The sequence below is a fragment of the Chloroflexota bacterium genome (assembly GCA_035652535.1).
Classification (GTDB): domain Bacteria; phylum Chloroflexota; class UBA6077; order UBA6077; family SHYK01; genus DASRDP01.
Genome location: DASRDP010000022.1, coordinates 1 through 16,620, shown reverse-complemented (window position 1 = coordinate 16,620; position 16,620 = coordinate 1). Strand labels below are relative to the sequence as shown.

General features: G+C 69.2%; 10 protein-coding genes. 5 read left to right on the top strand and 5 right to left on the bottom strand.

The features are described from left to right. The 4 genes from VFC51_03265 to VFC51_03250 all read right to left on the bottom strand — a co-directional run. The coding region (locus tag VFC51_03265; protein HZT06023.1) for a S8 family serine peptidase at positions 1 to 2,408 on the bottom strand (2,408 nt) is incomplete at its 3' end. Between the two features lie 167 nt (positions 2,409 to 2,575). Further along, positions 2,576 to 4,075: a hypothetical protein gene (locus tag VFC51_03260; GenBank protein HZT06022.1), complete on the bottom strand. Its 1,500-nt coding sequence runs from the start codon at positions 4,073 to 4,075 to the stop codon at positions 2,576 to 2,578. A 413-nt stretch (positions 4,076 to 4,488) separates the two neighbouring features. Next, positions 4,489 to 5,040 (bottom strand): hypothetical protein, encoded by a 552-nt coding sequence (locus tag VFC51_03255; GenBank protein HZT06021.1) that lies wholly within the window; start codon positions 5,038 to 5,040, stop codon positions 4,489 to 4,491. 182 nt (positions 5,041 to 5,222) lie between these two features. Continuing rightward, a complete protein-coding gene (locus tag VFC51_03250; GenBank protein ID HZT06020.1) occupies positions 5,223 to 6,515 on the bottom strand; it encodes a DUF5667 domain-containing protein in 1,293 nt (430 codons plus the stop codon). A gap of 208 nt (positions 6,516 to 6,723) precedes the next feature. Here VFC51_03250 and VFC51_03245 point away from each other — a divergent pair, with 208 nt between their 5' ends. The 4 genes from VFC51_03245 (at position 6,724) to VFC51_03230 (ending at position 12,031) form a co-directional block, all read left to right on the top strand. Continuing rightward, positions 6,724 to 7,563, top strand: a complete 840-nt coding sequence (locus tag VFC51_03245; protein ID HZT06019.1) for a uridine kinase — start codon at positions 6,724 to 6,726, stop codon at positions 7,561 to 7,563. A gap of 7 nt (positions 7,564 to 7,570) precedes the next feature. Beyond that, complete coding sequence (locus tag VFC51_03240; protein HZT06018.1) at positions 7,571 to 9,736, top strand: ABC transporter ATP-binding protein; 2,166 nt, start codon at positions 7,571 to 7,573, stop codon at positions 9,734 to 9,736. A 327-nt stretch (positions 9,737 to 10,063) separates the two neighbouring features. Next, positions 10,064 to 10,930, top strand: a complete 867-nt coding sequence (locus tag VFC51_03235; GenBank protein HZT06017.1) for a uridine kinase — start codon at positions 10,064 to 10,066, stop codon at positions 10,928 to 10,930. 330 nt (positions 10,931 to 11,260) lie between these two features. Continuing rightward, on the top strand, positions 11,261 to 12,031 hold the full coding sequence (locus tag VFC51_03230) for a hypothetical protein (protein ID HZT06016.1): 771 nt from the start codon (positions 11,261 to 11,263) through the stop codon (positions 12,029 to 12,031). A gap of 276 nt (positions 12,032 to 12,307) precedes the next feature. On the opposite strand, the gene VFC51_03225 is transcribed toward VFC51_03230, so the two are convergent. Next, entirely contained in the window at positions 12,308 to 16,051 is a 3,744-nt protein-coding gene (locus tag VFC51_03225; GenBank protein ID HZT06015.1) for a hypothetical protein, read from the bottom strand. A 345-nt stretch (positions 16,052 to 16,396) separates the two neighbouring features. Here VFC51_03225 and VFC51_03220 point away from each other — a divergent pair. Continuing rightward, positions 16,397 to 16,620 (top strand): hypothetical protein (locus tag VFC51_03220; GenBank protein ID HZT06014.1); only part of this gene is annotated, 224 nt, incomplete at its 3' end.

Here is a 16,620-nt window from a genome sequence, read left to right as displayed (position 1 = left end):
CTCGGGATGGCGTACGCGGCGACGGGCCCGAAGGTCGTCGCCGGGGCGTACAGATCCACCGTCGCGACGAACGCGCCGTCCAGCGACACGTCGGCGTTGCCGCTCGTCGGGCCCCGCACGGCGCCCCAGCGCACCAGCGTGCCGTCGCCCCCCGTCACCGTGAAGGCCGCCGACGATGCGACCTGGCTCGAGCGCCGATAGTGGCCGGCGGAGGCCGCGCCGTCGAGGACCTGGGCCCACGCCGACGACGACGAGTAGCTCATCGCAGAGCTGTTGTCCTCGAAGCGGTCCGCGCCCGGCGCCGGGCTCGGAGCGGCAACCGCTGTCGCCGTAGGCGTGCCGCTCGCCAGCAGCGTTGGCGAGGGGCTGGGCGACGGGGTGCCGCCCGGCGACGGTGTGGACGAGGGGCTCGCGGCGGGGCTCGCCGGGGGTGTCTGGGCCAGCGCGGTCGCCGTCGCGGCGTTTCCCGGCGCGCCCGGTAGCGACTCGCAGGCGATCCCGTCGTGGTCGCCGTCGAGACCAAACGGATCCTGCGTCGGACCGCCGTGGGCCAGAAAGAAGGCCTGCGCCTCGGCCCAGGTGGCGAAGCCGCTGCAGTTCACGCTGCCCACGGTTGCGGTCGGCGTGGGAAGCGCGGCGGAAGGGGTGCCGCTCCCGGACGGTGTTTGGCTCGGGGTCGGGCTCGGCACCGCGTTGGTCGTGATCGTCGGCGCGGGCGTGGGCGTCGGCGTCGCGACCCCGAAGGTCGCGGTGGCGCTCACTGCCAGGGCGTTGGTAGGGGTCGCAGTGGCAGGCGCGACGTTGGACGTGGGCGTCAAGGTGGGGCTCGGAACGAGGCTCGGCGTGGCGCTCGCCACGGCGCCGAAGGTCGCGGTCGGGCTGGGAATGACCGCGACCGTTGGGGTGATCGTGGCCGTCGATCCCGCCGGCGTGCCGCTCGGCGATAGGGCGGTTGCGACCGTGGTCGCGGAGGCCGGGTTCGCGGCGATCGGCGTGTCGGTGGGCGACGCCGTTGGAGCGGGCGCGCTGGTACCCGTGGGCGACGGCGTCGTCGTTGGAGTCGGCGTGCGCGTGCTCGTCGGCCCGGGCGTGGGCGCAGCTCCCGCTGCCGAGGCCACGGCGCGCCCGCAGTCGAGCCGCCCGGCCCCAAAGAGATCGTCGCGGCCCGGGTCGCCGAGATCGACGGCGGCGCTCTCGAGAAGCTGAGCAAGCTGCGCCGGGCCGAGCCCGCCGTCGACGGACTTCAGCAGCGCTCCGCAGCCAGAGACGTGCGCCGCGGCCATCGAGGTGCCGCTCATCGACGCGTAGTCCGAGTTGGATCCGTTGTACGTGCTCAGGATGTCGACGCCGGGAGCCGAGAGCATGACGGTCCCGTTGGTGTTGGAGAAGCTGGCATGCGCGTCGTCTGGCGTCGTCGCTGCGACGCCGAACGCCCCTCCGCAGGCGGCGGGCACCTCTGTCGTCGCGTTCCCGTCGTTGCCCACCTCGGCCACGACGAACGAGCCAGCCCCGATCGCCTCTTCGATCGCCGTCTGGATGGGACTGCTGATGCACGATCCCGGCAAGCCGAGGCTGAGGTTGATGACTTGCGCGCCGCCTTGCGCTGCGATCTCGATGGCGGTCGCGACGTCAGTCGCCAGACCGTGCGCCTTGCAGTCGAGGGCTTTCAACGGCAGGATCCGCGCGCCCGGCGCCATACCAGCGACGCCCACCGCGCCGGAACCAGACAGCGTGCTGGCGGCGGCGATGGTCCCCGCGACGTGGGTGCCGTGGCCGTTATCGTCCACCGGCTGCGAGACCGGGACACAGGATGGGTCCGGCGCGGACAGGAGCACGTGGTGCGCGGGGTTGCCATCCGCGGGGCTATAGGTCCACTGGCTCGAGAGGTCCTCGTGCGTCATGTCAATTCCTGTGTCGATCACCGCCACCAGAACCCCGTTACCCACGGAGTAACTCCAGGCATCCGGCATGCCGATGGTCGCCATCGCCCACTGGGACGCGGCGAGCGGGTCCGTCGGGGCAACCAGGGACGCAGCATGCACGACGTAGTCCGGCTCCGCGAAGGCCACGCCCGCCCTGGCCCGGAGCCGCGCGATCGCGTCCCGCTCGTGGCCGCGCGGGACGGACACGACGTCAGCGCCGGTCCGCCCGATGGACCGGCGCGGTCCGAGGGCCTCCTCGGCCAGCAGGGCGTCCGCTTCCTCGGCGGCCAACTCAGTACGGAATTTGACGACCACGTGCCCCAGGGCGAACGGCGCGCGCGGCGATTCATCGGCGTCGGCGACACTCTCGCTCGGGATGGGGACCGGAGCGGCTACGGGAGGATCCGGGGCGGCGACGGCGGCCACAACGAGCAGCGCGCCCACCACGGCCGCTCTCGGGCCGCCTCGGCCGCCCAGGCGCCGCATGTTGCGCACGTCCTCCGCCGCCCACGACGCCGCTGCGCTGAGGCAGCGCCCGCGCCGCGCGCTATCCTACGTCTCCGCCAGAGATCGGTCCGCAATGGTCCTGCCGGCCGAGTTCGTCATCCCGAGGGCCAGGCCCGGAGGTCGCGCGCCCGGCCGATGGTCCAGCATCAGTGACCCGATGCTGTTGCGCTCCAGGTGATGGACGCCGAGGATTGACAGGCTGTGGTCGTGCCGGGCTGTAACGAGCCGAAGATGTTCACGTCGATGTTCCCGCTCACGCTGGTGGAGGAGGAGAAGTTGCCGGTCACCAGGATGATCCCGGTGCCACCGGAATCCGCCATGAGGGTCAGAGATCCGCCGGTGATGGGTGGCGCGCCGTTCTGGAAGCTGTTGCTGCTCTGCGCGTCGACTCCTCCGCAGCCGGTCGTCATATATCCGAACGTCATCGACTTCACGGTGTTGTTGTCGATGGTGAAGCTGATCGCCTTGCCCTGGGAGGTCGTCCCGGACCAAGCGCCGGAGACCGGGCCGGTTGACGGGTCCGTTGGCACAGAACCCACTGCGCCGCCCCCGCTGGTTGCACCCGAGGAGGTGTACGTCCCACCGGCGCTGGAGGCGCTGCTCGACGTGGGAGCGGCCGTCGGAGAAGCGCTGTAGTAGCTACCGGAGCTTCCACCGCTCGAGACGTACGCCGCCGTTTCCGACGTTGGCGTGGCCGTGAGCGCCGTGGCCGAAGGGGCTGGACTTCGATGGAACAGCGCGCCCGGTGCGTCAAAGGGACGCGTCGGTGACGGGGCGATGGGCACCGCTTCGGACTGCTGTGCGGAATCCGCGCCACCGGTATCCCCGCTGGTGCTCTCAGGCACCGAGGCTGGCGGAACAGCCTGGCCAACGATCGGGGTTGGAGTCGGCGTCGGCGCATTCGCGGGCTGATCCAGCACCAAGGCTGTCAGCACAGCGGGCGCGAGGGTCGCCTGCGCGGACTGGGGGGCCAGCTGGCCTGTTTGGGCCTTGCAGTCGGCCAGCGCGGTGGAAACCGGGTCCAGCTCTGTCGACTGACCCTCGCCCGCGCTCGCGTCTGGGGGGGTGCCCTGGTCCAACCCGTCCGGCGCCGCGTCGGTCGACGCGTCGTCGGCCGCTGGCGCCTGGGTCGCTTGCACGACGTCGCTTTGATCCGCCGTGGCCTCGGCGCCGGCCGGTTCACTTGCGCTCGGGGTCACCGTCGCGTCCGAGCGGTCCGCGCCGGTCGCCGCGTCACCCGAGGCGCCCGGATCCGACCAATCGACGGTGTCCGTGGCGTTCGCGTCATCCGGCGTCTGCGCGTCATCCAGCGACTGCGCCTGGACGGCGGGATCGGGAGGCGGCGAGGTCGGCCCGTTGAGCTGCGGCGGCGGGAGGTCGCGCCGACCACCATTCCGCGGTCCAGGAGCGGGGGGCACAAAAGTAGACGGCTGCGCTTGGGCCATGCACTGGTCCAGCGCCGCCTGGTACGCTGCGGAGCTATCGGATGCCGTTTGGTCGCCGGCGGCGCCGCCGCCGCTCTCTGGCGCGGTTTGGTCCTGGGATAACCCGGTGCTTGGATCGGTTGTTGGCTGCTCTTCCTGCGCGGCCGCCGAGACGACCACCCAGAATGCGAGCGCGACGATCAACAGAGCACGAATCGCCATGATGGTCGGAAAACCCCCGGGGAGAGTGTGCGCACCGATGAAGACCGGACGGCGCCGCATTGACACCGATTTGAACGCCTGCGAGCCCGCTGATCGGCGCATCGGTCGCGACAATCGTAACGAAAAGCGCGCGGTAAGAAAAGCCTGCGTGAACCGCTTCACTGCCTCGGGCCTCGCCCTCAGGATGACCCGTGTCATGCTGAGCGCTTTGTTGTTGTCATGCTGAGCGGAGCGAAGCATCTCGACCGAGCGAGATCCTTCGGGCTTCGCCCTCAGGATGACCCGTGTCATGCTGAGCGCTTTGTTGTTGTCATGCTCAGCGGAGCGAAGCATCTCGACCGAGCGAGATCCTTCGGGCTTCGCCCTCAGGATGACCGCTGGGCTGTCTTCAGGATGACCGCTGCCATGCCGTGCTAGGGAGCGCTCCACGCGCCGGCCACCGAGAGCGACAGCGTGCGGCCGGCATCGCTCACCAGGGTCATGGACGCGGGCTGGCCCGGTTGGGCGGGGCTGTACCGAATACCAACGTCTCCGGTGCTGGACGCCACGGTCTGCCACTGGCTCACCACGCCCTCGCAGGTCAGGGTGCCGTCTTTGGGCACGCCGGCCAGGATGGTGCCCTCGGACGTCTCGACGCGGAGGAGCCCGTCCGCGTCGCAGCCAACCCGGGCCGGAAGCGTGCCGGCGATTCCACCTTGCGCGGTCTGGACCACGCCGACACTGGTCGCCGGGAGGGGCTGAGCGCCCGGAGGCGCGGCCATCGTCGGGATCACGTCGGGAGTTGGGTTCTCGTTCGGGACCACCGTCGCGATGGGAACGACCGCTGTCTGCAGCGCGTCGGGCGTCTGTACAGCGGTTCCCGCCATGAGGCCCAAGACAGAGCCGACACCGCCGCCCGCGGTCGCGATCGTCGCTACCGCGACCGCGATGCCCACGATCTTCCGCGTTCGTCTGCGCATTGGCATGGGCTATTTTCTCACGATTTGACTGAGCGACGCCTGTAACATCCGGTGCGCAGCGCGGGACCTTGCGCCCCGCCGCACCGGGGTACCGGGCCGGCCGTCGCGCGCGGGACAAGCCCCCGCCCGACTGGACCAACATTGCCAACACAATGGCGCTATCGTGAGAACCGGTCCCGCGCCGAGGATCAGAACCGGCCGCCTCGACGACCGCCACCGTGACGTCCGACCGGTGTCGGCGTGGACGTTGGGACCGAGGTCGCAGACGCCAGCGCTGCGCGCACACCTGGCTGATTGGGAGACCGGCCACCCCGTCCCGCGGCAGGTAGACCGTGACCCAAGCTCTGGGGAACCGAGGACAACGCGATGCTCGGTGTCGCGGTCGGCGACGGAGTGGCCGTCCCAGTCTGGGTCGGGGGCAGCGTCCACGTCGGCCAGCGCGTGGGCGTGGCCGAGGGCCGAAGCGTAGCAGTCGCGCCGCCAAGGCTGCCCGTCCCGCTGGTCCCGGAAACCAGATCGGCCGGCGTGCGGGCACTCGTTGCGCCCGTCGCGACGGCACGCGCGCCCTCGGTGGGAGTGGGCGTAGCGGTAAGCGCCGCCGGCGTCGCGGTCGAGCGAGAGTCGGGGACGACGAGGGCTTCCTCGCCGTCCGATGCCGCCGATGGGGCAGTCATGCTCGTCGGCCCAGGGGGTGCGCTGGACGATGGCGCCACACCGGTGGAGGCGTCGTCCACGGGCGTCAGCGCCTGCGTGGCCTGGCGCTCTTTCACCCGCTCGATGGCGGCAGTGGTCGACGCGGCGCCCTTCTCGGAGGCGAGCGCCTTCACCGCTTCCTGGCGCTGGAGATTCGCTTGGATGCCCGCGCGAAGCGAATCGACTGGCCGCCCGGTCGCCCGGGCCGCCTCCGCGTCCCGCTGGGCCTGGTCCATCGTGTCCGCGTATGCCGTGGCGGCCGCGCTGGCGGCGCGAACGCGGTCCGTCGTCAGGGCGGCCTGAACCTCCTTGAGTCGCTCTGCGGCGATCTGCAGCCGAACGCCGGCGCGGGCATCCGGCGTGACGGCCGTGGCGATCTGCACCTGCTCGATGCCGGTCTTCAGAACGTAGAGGAGGTCCCCGGGCTGGGCGTCCCGCGCGGCGGACGCGGCGGAGGTCGTCACGATCAGGACCGCCAGCAGATTGACCGCGAACGCCGCGAGGCGAAGGCGACCGGGCATGGGCCCGGGCAAGAGCCTCCGCCAGGGCGAGGGACGCTCCAGCTCGGCGCGCTTTTCTGCGATTGCTTCAACGAAGGCGTGGCGCAAGGCGAGCCTTCGCGACTGATCGAGGCTGGCCTCCCCCGGCCGGATGGCGCAGGCCACCGGCACGAGACATTCGATCTCCCGGCGGTACTGCGGATAACACTCGACGCACTCGTCGATCGACTTCTCGCCCGACCGAACCGCGCGGATGCACTCGTCGAGGATGGCGCTCGGGTCTGCCACACGTGCTCCGTTGGGGCAAGGTCCTGTGCCGTCGCGATCATCCGCCGAATACGGACCACCGCGCTTCTCATAACGCCCGCGCGCCGAGAACGTTACCGCGATTGGGCACGAGAACCCGACCGATATAATAGCCTGACGCGCGACCGAACGACGCACGATCGGACCAAGCCCAGGACGCGCGAATGAGCGGTGCGGATTGGAGTCCCAATTGGCGGAATCTCTCCTTTCGGGTCAGGGAGCGCCCAAGCACGTCGCTTCGCGGTTCGCTGCCCAAACCCTCGCCTCCACGGGTGTTCTCCAGGCCACGGACGATACAGCGGTCGTGGCGATCCTTCCCGACGCCAACGTGGTGAAGATCGGAGCGCAGAGCCTCATCGACCGGGGGCGAACCGCGGTGTACCCGCTGGTGGAAGAGCTGGGCGCCGCCGCCCGGGAGCACAAGCTCATCATCGGCGTCGGAGCCGGCACCCGCGCGCGCCACGTCTACGACCTGGGAGCCGACCTCGGCCTTCCGACCGGGCTACTCGCCATTCTCGGGGCCGGCATCTCTGAGCAGAACGCGCTGATGATCTCGACCCTGATGGGAAAGTACAACGCCATCCGCATCCCGAAGGAGCAGTTCGACGAGCTGCCCATGTACCTCGCCTCCGGCTCGCCTGTCGTCATCACCGGGATGCCGTCGTACCACTGGTGGGAGCCGCCACCAAGAATCGGGCGCGTCCCGGAGCACCGGACGGACTCCGGCGTGTACCTGGTTGCCGAGGTATTCGGGTGCCGCTCGATGATCTATATAAAGGATGAAGACGGCCTCTACACCGACGACCCAAAGAAGAACCCGCGCGCCGAGTTCATCCCAGAGATCAGCGCCCAGGAGCTGATCGAGCGCGACCTCGACGACCTCGTCGTGGAGCGGCGGGTCATCGAGATGATGCTCACCGCTCGGTTTGCGCGAAAGATCCAGATCGTAAACGGGCTGAAGCCCGGCGTCGTCACGCGAGCCCTCCGAGGCGAGCACGTGGGTACGGTGATCTACGTAGCGGACCGGTGACGCCCTGATGGCCGGCGGCATGGGCGGCCAGCACGGCATCGGCCGCATCGACTACGAAGGACAGGACGCGCGCGGCGCACGGATCGAGCGCGCGTCCATTCGGCGCGTCCTCCGCTACTTCGTCCCCTACTGGCACCTCATCCTCGCCATCTTCGCCAGCGTGATCGTGGGGGCCGGGCTCGGCGTTCTGCCCCCGCTCCTGATGAAGGCGATCATCGACGACGCGCTCCCCGCGCGCGATATCCCCCGCCTCGAGCTGCTCGTGGGCGCGATGCTCGCCGCGGCGGTGCTCTCGGGCCTGGTGCAGGTGGTGGAGAACTGGCTGAACCTGCGGATCGGCCAATCCGTCATGTACGACCTGCGCAACCAGCTCTACAGCCGCGTGCAGGCCATGTCGCTCCGCTTCTTCACCTCCACGCGAACCGGCGAGATCATGTCCCGCCTGCTGAACGACGTGAACGGCGTGCAGGACGTCGTGAGCCGATCGCTGGTAAACGTGGCCAGCAACGTCGTGATCGTCGTGGCGGTGGCCGCGGTCATGATCGGGATGAATCCCACCCTCGCGCTCGTCTCCCTCGCGGTGTTGCCGCTGTTCGTGCTGCCGGTGCGCCGGGCAGGCCGCATCCGCAGCCGGATCACGCGCGAGACGCAGGCGAAGATGGCTGAGGTGAGCGGGCGGATGCAGGAGTCGCTCGGGATCAACGGCGTGCTTCTGATGAAGACGTTCGGGCGGCAATCCATGGAGCTGGACCGGTTCCGACGAGCAAATCGGGATCTGATGCGGCTCCAGATCCGCCAGGGCCTCGTCGGCCGCTGGTTCCAGATGTTCGTGGGACTCTTCGGCACGGTCAGCCCGGCGGTGGTGTTCCTTGTCGGCGGCTGGCAGGTCGTCAACGGCCAGCTCTCCATCGGCGGGATCGTGGCCTTCACCGCGTTCGTCGCCCGCATCTATACGCCCGTCTCGCAGCTCGTCAACGTCCAGATCGACGTGCTGGCGTCCCTCGGCCTGTTCGAGCGCATCTTCGAATATCTGGACATGCAGCCGGACGTGGTGGAGCGGCCGGGCGCCCTTGCGCCGCCCGCCGCGGCGGGCCGAATTCGATTCGACCGGGTGTCGTTCTCGTACGAGGCGCGACCCCCAACCCTGCGCACCGTTCCACCCTCCCCCGCTGCGGGGGAGGGCAGGGGAGGGGGGGAGAGAGGCCATGCGCTCGCCCTCGACGACGTGAGCTTCGAGGTCGAGCCTGGCCAGCTTGTGGCGCTGGTCGGACCGAGCGGCGCCGGCAAGACGACGATCACGTACCTCATCCCGCGGCTGTACGACCCCACGATGGGCACCGTGTCGCTCGACGGCCACGACCTGCGCGACGTGCCGCTGAGCTGGATCGCCGACCAGGTCGGCGTCGTGCCTCAGGAGACCTACCTGTTCCATACGACCATCCGCGAGAACCTCCGCTACGGAAATCCCTCGGCGACAGACGACGAGATGCTGGCTGCCGTGCGCGCCGCCAACGTCGACGAGCTGATCGACCGCCTTCCCCAGGGGCTCGAGACGGTGGTCGGGGAGCGCGGCTTTCGCCTGTCCGGCGGAGAGCGGCAGCGGATCGCCATCGCGCGGGCCATCCTGAAGGACCCGCGCATCATCATTCTGGACGAGGCCACCTCCTCTCTCGACTCCCGGTCCGAGCGGCTCGTCCAGGAGGCGCTGGAGCGGCTCATGCGCGGGCGCACGAGCATCGTGATCGCCCACCGCCTATCGACGATCCTGACGGCGAGCCTCATCCTCGTGCTCGAGCGCGGCCGAATCGTGCAGCGCGGGACCCACCAGGAGCTGCTCGCCACCGGCGGCCTCTACGCCCAGCTCTACCACGAGCAGTTCGCCCGGGGCGGTGCAGGACGGACAATCGATGAGACCGCACCCCCACCCCCGCCCTCCCCGGTCGACGGTGAGGGCGACCTGAGGGCTGGATCCGCCCCCCGCGCGGAGGACGACCGCGAGCATGCCATCTCCGCCCCCCTTGCGGGGGAGGGTGAGGGCGGGGGGTTCTCACGGGACCCAGGCTCGGGCCGCGGCATGGGCGGCGGTGGCGGCCGCGGCATGGGCGGCGGAATGGGGGGAGGTGGCGGCCGCGGGATGGGCGGCGGAGGCGGCCGCGGCATGGGCCGCTCGTAAGCTCGTCATAGGCCGCCGCCGTGAACGGCGGGCCAGGGCCCCATCGTGGCCCGACCGCGCATCGCGCGCCCGCCATTGGCCGCCGCCGTGAACGGCGGGCCAGGGCCCCATCGTGGCCCGACTGCGCATCGCGAGCCCGCCATAGGCCGCCGCCGTGAACGGCGAGCCAGGGCCCCATCGTGGCCCGACCGCGCATCGCGAGCCAACGGGCAAGACAGCGGGCGGCCGCGGCAAGCACGAATGTGAGCCTCTGCTACAATTGCCGGGCTGTGGCTTGGGGGCGTCCGCCCCCGCGCATCTCACACTACCGTGGACGAAGGGAAACAGATGGCGGACGCTTTCCCCCGAGAGGTCAACACCGCGGAGCAGGTGAACCACGGACCCGTGTCCGGAGCCAAGCACATCGCATCGCGGCTGATGGCCGAGTCGTTGATGAACCGCCAGGTGCTCCAGCAGACGGACGCGCAGCCGGTGATGCAGCTCCTCCCCGATACGAACGTCATCAAGATCGGCGGCCAGAGCATCCTGGATCGGGGCAGATCCGCGCTCCTGCCCGTCGTCGAGGAGCTGGGCGCGAACCTGGCGCAGCACAAGATGATCATCAGCGTCGGCGAAGGGACCCGGGCGCGCCATGCGTACGACATCGCCACGGACCTGGGACTCCCGACGGGCGTCCTGTCGGTCATGGGGGACGTCATCTCGAATCAGAACGCGCTCATCGTCACCACCATCATGATGCGCTACGGCGCCGTGCGCGTCCCCGAGGACCACTTCGACATGTTTCCCATCTTCCTCAACAGCGGATGCCCGATCGTCATCTGCGGCATGGCGCCGTATCGGTGGTGGGAGCAGCCGCCCGAGATCGGCCGCGTGCCCGAGCACCGGAGCGACGCCGGGACGTTCTTGACGGCCGAAGTCTTCGGATGCCGCTCGGCGATCTTCGTGAAGGACGTGGACGGCCTCTATACGGACGACCCGAAGGTCGCTCCCGAGGCCGAGCTGATTCCGCGCATCGGCGTCGGCGAGCTCCTCGCGCGCAAGCCCCGCGACCTCCCCATCGAGCCGTCCGTCCTCCACATGATGGCGCGCGCGCGGCACATGAAGGAGATCCGGATCGTGAACGGCCTCGTGCCGGGGACCATCACCCGCGCACTCAACGGCGAGTCCGTCGGCACGACGATCTTCGCGGACTGAGCCACCTCTCCCCCGCTGCGGCAGGGGAGCGCTGTTTCCCTCCCCCGCTGCGGCAGGGGGTACGGTTTCCCTCTCCCCCGCGGGCGGGGGAGAGGGGAGGGTGAGGGGGCAGCGCGCGCTCCCAGTCAAGGGCCCCCACCCCAACCCTCCCCGCTGCGGCAGGGGAGGGGGTGCCGTTTCCCTTCTCCCCGATGCGGCAGGGGGAGGGCTGTTTCCCTCTTCCCCGCTGCGGCAGGGGAGCGCTGTTTCCCTCTCCCCGCTGCGGCAGGGGAGCAAAAAAACCACCCAGAGCCCCGATCCCTTCACGCTATACTCCCGGCGGAGGCATGCGTGGCGTTCACGGTGGACGACTTTCATGACCTGATCAGCATTCTGGAGCAGCATCCGGAGTGGCGGGCCGAGCTGCGCCGGCATGTGCTATCCGACGAGCTCATCGAGCTTCCAACGCTGGTGCGACAGCTCGCCGAGGCCCAGGCCCGTACCGAGGCCCGCATGGAGCAGCTCGCCGTGGCCCAGGCCCGCACCGAGGGCCACATGGAGCAGCTCGCCGTGGCCCAGGCCCGCACCGAGGCCCGCATGGAGCAGCTCGCCGAGGCCCAGCTCCACACCGAGGCCCGTTTAGAGCAAATGCTTCAGGTCGTGTCGCGGATGGCGGTCGACGTGGCGGACCTGAAGGGGTGGGCGCTGGAGGCGCGCTATCAGCGCTTTCCCGGCGCATATCTCGGGCGCCACGTTCGCCGCGCAGTCCCAATCAGCGCTGAGGCGCTCTACCGCCTCCTCGATCCTGCGGTCGCCGAGGGACGGCTCACCGAGGACGAATTGGCCGAAATCGCGCAAGCGGACGTGATTGCCCGCGGTCGCGCGATCGACACCGGTGAGGAGGTCTACATGGTCGTCGAGGTCTCCTGGGGTGTGGGTCTGGATGACGTCCAACGCGCGGCGCGCCGCGCGGCGCTGCTCGGGAAGGCCGGGCTCTCATCGCGTGCGGGCGTCGCTGGCGTTTGGATCACGCCGGATGCGGAGAGTATCACCCAACAGTCGGGCGTAGCCGTCATCGCCGGTCGCGTCGCCGCTGGATTGGAGCCCGACAGCCGAGGATAGCTCGGTGGCTCCCTCCCGCTTCGGGGGCCCCCACCCCAACCCTCCCCCGCTGCGGCAGGGGAGGGGGTGCCGTTTCCCTCTCCCCCGCGGGCGGGGGAGAGGGGAGGGTGAGGGGGCAGCGCGCCCTCCCGCTCCGGGGGCCCCCACCCCAACCCTCCCCCGCTGTGGCAGGGGAGGAGGCCGCGTCTCCATCTCCCTCTGGGGACATGGGAGAGGCCCCGGGGGTAATTCCCCGGGGCCTCTTCTGTCGCCGCCTCCTGAGCTGTTCGCCCCGGACTACGGGCCCAGCGTCGGCGTCGGCGTGCAAACCTGCCGACACCCGCTGGGGGTCTTCGTGATCGTCGGCGTGATGGTCGCTGTGCTCGTGGCCGCGCCCGGCGTGTTCGTGCTGGTGGGCGCCGACGGTGTGTTCGTCTTCGTCGGCGTGCTCGTTGCTGTCCCGGTCGCCGTCGCGGGGAGCGGGGTGAACGTGGTCGTAGCGGTGAAGGTCGCTCCGATCCCCGGCGTTGGCGTGGGACAGGTGTTCTGGCGGCCCGGCACGCATCGGGTCGGCGTGGCCGTCGCCGGCGTCCCGGTCGGCGTCTCCGTCGCGGTCGGCGCGATTGTGTCCGTCGGCGCAGGCCCGCCCGGCGTCGCCGTCGCCGTCCGCGAGGCCACCGGCGTCCGGGTTGGCGCCGTCGCGCTCTGCCGCAACGCCTCATACGCGCCCGCGTCGGGGAGCTGGATCCTGGCGTTGTGCGGATAGTCGTCGCTCGGCGCGCTGATCGGGCTCCCCTCGCCCGTCGGGTTCGTCGGCGCTCCGAGGTTCACCGCCGGCGACGTGAGCGGGATGTTGAAGTTGTCCCCGGTCGCGTTCGCGAACTGCGGATTGCGGTTCAGACAGACGTCCAGGAGATCGCAAACGGCTGCGCCCCCGAGGTTTCCGACGATGCTGTCGAACGCGCGCACCGGCGGCCCATTCACGGAGAAATCGGTCGTCAGGTTGAGGTACGAGATGTTGTTCCACAGGGCGATGCCCGAGGGGTTCCCGTTCCCGTCGACGCTGGACCCGGTGAAATCGACGTAGACTCCGCCAGAGCCGGTCGACGATCCATACGCGACGGTATTGTTGTAGATCTGCATGTTGCTGGAGCCGCAGAACCTACACACGGCGGAGAGATTTCCGCCACCGAAGCTGGCGTTGTTGCGCACAAGCACGTTGTTGAAGACGGTCAGACCCGGCACCTCGCCTCGGATGGCCAGCCCGCCGCCGAAGCCGCCCGACGGGCAGCAGCCCGCCGTAGCGCTGTTCGATTCGAACCAGTTGTGGTGGATCGTCGTTTCGATGTCCTGGCCGGTGTTGTACTCGGAATCCCCGACCACCAGCGCGCCGCCAACGCCGCGTCGCGCGCTGTTGTGGGTGAACCGGTTGTCCCGGACCTCCACCGTGGGGAGGAAGCCGATGTACACGGCGCCGCCGTTGTCATCCACCTTGTTGCCGTCGAAGGTGCTCTGGTTGATCGATCCCCCCTCGGTAAAACTCGAGGATGTCCAGTAGATAGCGCCTCCGTCGTCGTCGGACGAGTTCCCGTTGAACGTGTCGCCGGTGAAGGCGAACCCGAATGAGTCCCCGCCCACGTACACGGCGCCTCCGGAGTCGGCGGCGGTGTTGCTCTGGAACGTCGAGCTGCGGATGCTGCCTGGAGCGCTCGGGTTGTCGTTGATGGTGGCGTCGAAGTAGATCGCCCCTCCCGATTCGGCCGTGGACGAGTTCCCGCGAAACTCGCTGCCCTGGATCGTCAGGTTGTTCGTCGTCTGATCGAAATACAGCGCGCCGCCGTCCAACCGCGACGTGTTCCCGACGAAATGGGAGTTCTGGATGTTCATGTTGGGCGCTTCGAGGAAGAAGGGAACCCTCGGCGTGACCGTGTCGGCGGCGGGGAAGAACCCGCCGTCGAAGGAGATCGCCCCGCCGGTCTCGGCCGTGCTGGCGTTGGTCTGGAACGTCGAGTTGCTGATCGTCCAGGAATCCGCCGCAAAGGACACGTGGATGGCGCCGCCGGGCCCGACGGCGGAGTTGCTGCTGAAGGTCGAATTGTCGATGAGGACATTCGCGGCGGTCACGCCTTCCTGGGTGCACTCGCCTCCACAGGCGAAGTCGATGGCGCCGCCCTCGTCCACCGACGAGTTGCCGCTGAAGGTGGAGCCCACGATGTGCAGGTTCGTCGTGTCGAAGCGAACCTGAATGGCGCCACCGCCGACGAAGCCATCATGGCTGCCCGCCGCCGAGTTGCCGGTGAACTGCTCGTTGGAGAAGAGGAGCTGGTCCACGGCGCCCTCGCCGCCGCGAGGATAGAATTTGATAGCGCCGCCGTCGTCGTCGGCCGAGTTGCCCGACCACACGTTGTTCGTGAACTGCGTGCAGCTCGTGTCCATGTTCAACAGGAGCGCGCCGCCCGAGCGCGTGGAGCTGTTGTGCTGGAAGGTGTTCCCGCTCACCGTCGAGGGCGAGAGGCAAGTGGATCCGGCTCGCCCGAAGTGCAGCGCCCCTGCGCGGCTGTCCGCCAGATTCCCCACGAAATTGTTGCCGGTCAGGGTGACGTGTACCGCGTTGTCGCCGATGTTCAGCGCACCGGCCTTTCCGTCTGCGAAGTTGTCCTGGAAGGTGTTCTGGACGAAGCTCGGGTTCGCGTTCCCCGAGCCGACATGCACCCCGCCGCCCATGCTATTCGCGTTGTTCTGGATGAACTGGTTCGTGTTGAACGAGGCGCTGCCGTTATTTCCCCGCGTGGACTGGTTATGTCCCGAGAGCTTGACGCAGCCGCCAGCGCCGCCGCCGTCGGCCCCCTGCGCGGCCACGTTGGACTGGCACGTATTGCTGTTGAACTGCAAATTCTGATTGTTGCGGCCGACGGCGAGAGCACCACCGGATCCGTGGGCAACGTTGCTGGTGAAGGTATTCCCGCTGATGAGCAGGTTGTCGGTATCGATGATGACCCAGATCGCGCCGCCTTCCCGAACCATGCTGCCGGATGGGCTGCACTCGGTGTTGCAGATGGCGATGTTGTTCTCGAAGGTGTTGCCGGTGATCCGGCTACTGTCGTTGTTGCCGTTGAGCGCCACGCCGCCGCCGCGCGCCGCGGCGTTCAGCCGGATCGCGTTGTTCTGGATCGTCGCCTTCGTGTTTTGCCCGACGAAGATCGCGCCGCCGGCGTCGTCGTTACCGGTGTTGTCGAACCCGGTGATGGTGAACCCCTGAATCGTGACCGGGCCGATGTTCGCGAGTACGCCGATCCCCGGACCGGTCGTGTTCGACGAGGCGAGCGTCTTCACCAGCGTACCGCTCGTGGCGCTCGTCCCCGACCCAACCCATTGATTCACGAACGCGTTGTAGATCCGATTCGCCGCCGCGTGGGGATCGCCCCGCGACTTGCCAGCCGTCTTCGAGCCGGCGTTGGGTCCGCCTCCGCCATTTCCGTGGGCGCCGGTCCCCCCGCCGGCGGAGCCGGCCTTGGCGCCCGCCTTCCCGGCGCCGCCGCCGGTGCCGCTCTGCGACCCCGGGCCCGTCGCCGCGCGCGCGCGCTGCGCGCCCCCCGTCGTCGCCTGGGTCGTCGCGCTCTTGCCCAGGGTGGCCTGCTTGCTGGCGAGCTGCGCCTGCGCTGTCGCCACCTTTGTCTTCGCGGAGGCTTTCGCGGTGAGCGCTGCCGACTGCGCGCCGGCCACGTCAGCCGCGACGTTGATGACCTCGGGACCCTTGAGGAAAGTGATGTCCTTCCCCTGCCCCTGCAGGGTGAGCGACTTATCGATCACGATGGGCACGTCGATCTGACAGTACGCCACGCCACCGGACTGGGTGACGTTGATGACGTCGCCGGGACTGGATATCGCAATGATTCCATTGATCGCCGAGCCGTCGTTCGCACCGGTGCATGCGTAATTGCGCGTGAAACCAAACGCCACCTCGACCGGAACGAACGGTAAGATGGGAAAAAGGGAAAAGACCACCGCGAGGACGGATAAGATCGCCAGGGATCTCCGCATAATCCTCTCCTGGTGCGTATCTCTCGCGCACGCCAGCCGCAGGCACACGACGACCACCGGTGCAACGATTGGCGACAATTATAGGGAAAATTGAAACCGCGCGCGAGACGTTTCGAAACAGTCTACCCCCTCCCTTTCCCTCCCCCTGCCAGGGGGAGGGGAGTCCTGTCCCCTGCGACGGGGGGAGTCCTGTCCCCTGCGCGGGGGAGGGAGATCCTGTCCCGTGCCAGGAGAAGCGCCCGCATTGAGCGTGCCGAAGGGCCGGGACGGGGGCGTCGCTCACAGTCATCCCGAGGGCGCAGCCCGAGGGATCTCGCTCTTCTGAGATGCTTCGCTGCGCTCAGCATGACAGAGCGGTCCCTTCAAGGCGAAGCGGCCCACGGCGACGGGGCCTACGACGAAGCGGCCTTCGGCGAAGGGGCCCACGGCGTCTGCGCCGTCTGGGACATACCGAGGCCCCGGGGGAGATCCCCGGGGCCTCGCGTCCTTCCCTTGCTGGATGACCGCTACGGCGTCGGCGAGGGCGTCGGCGACCGGGTCGCCGTCACCGTCGCCGTGCAGATCTGCCG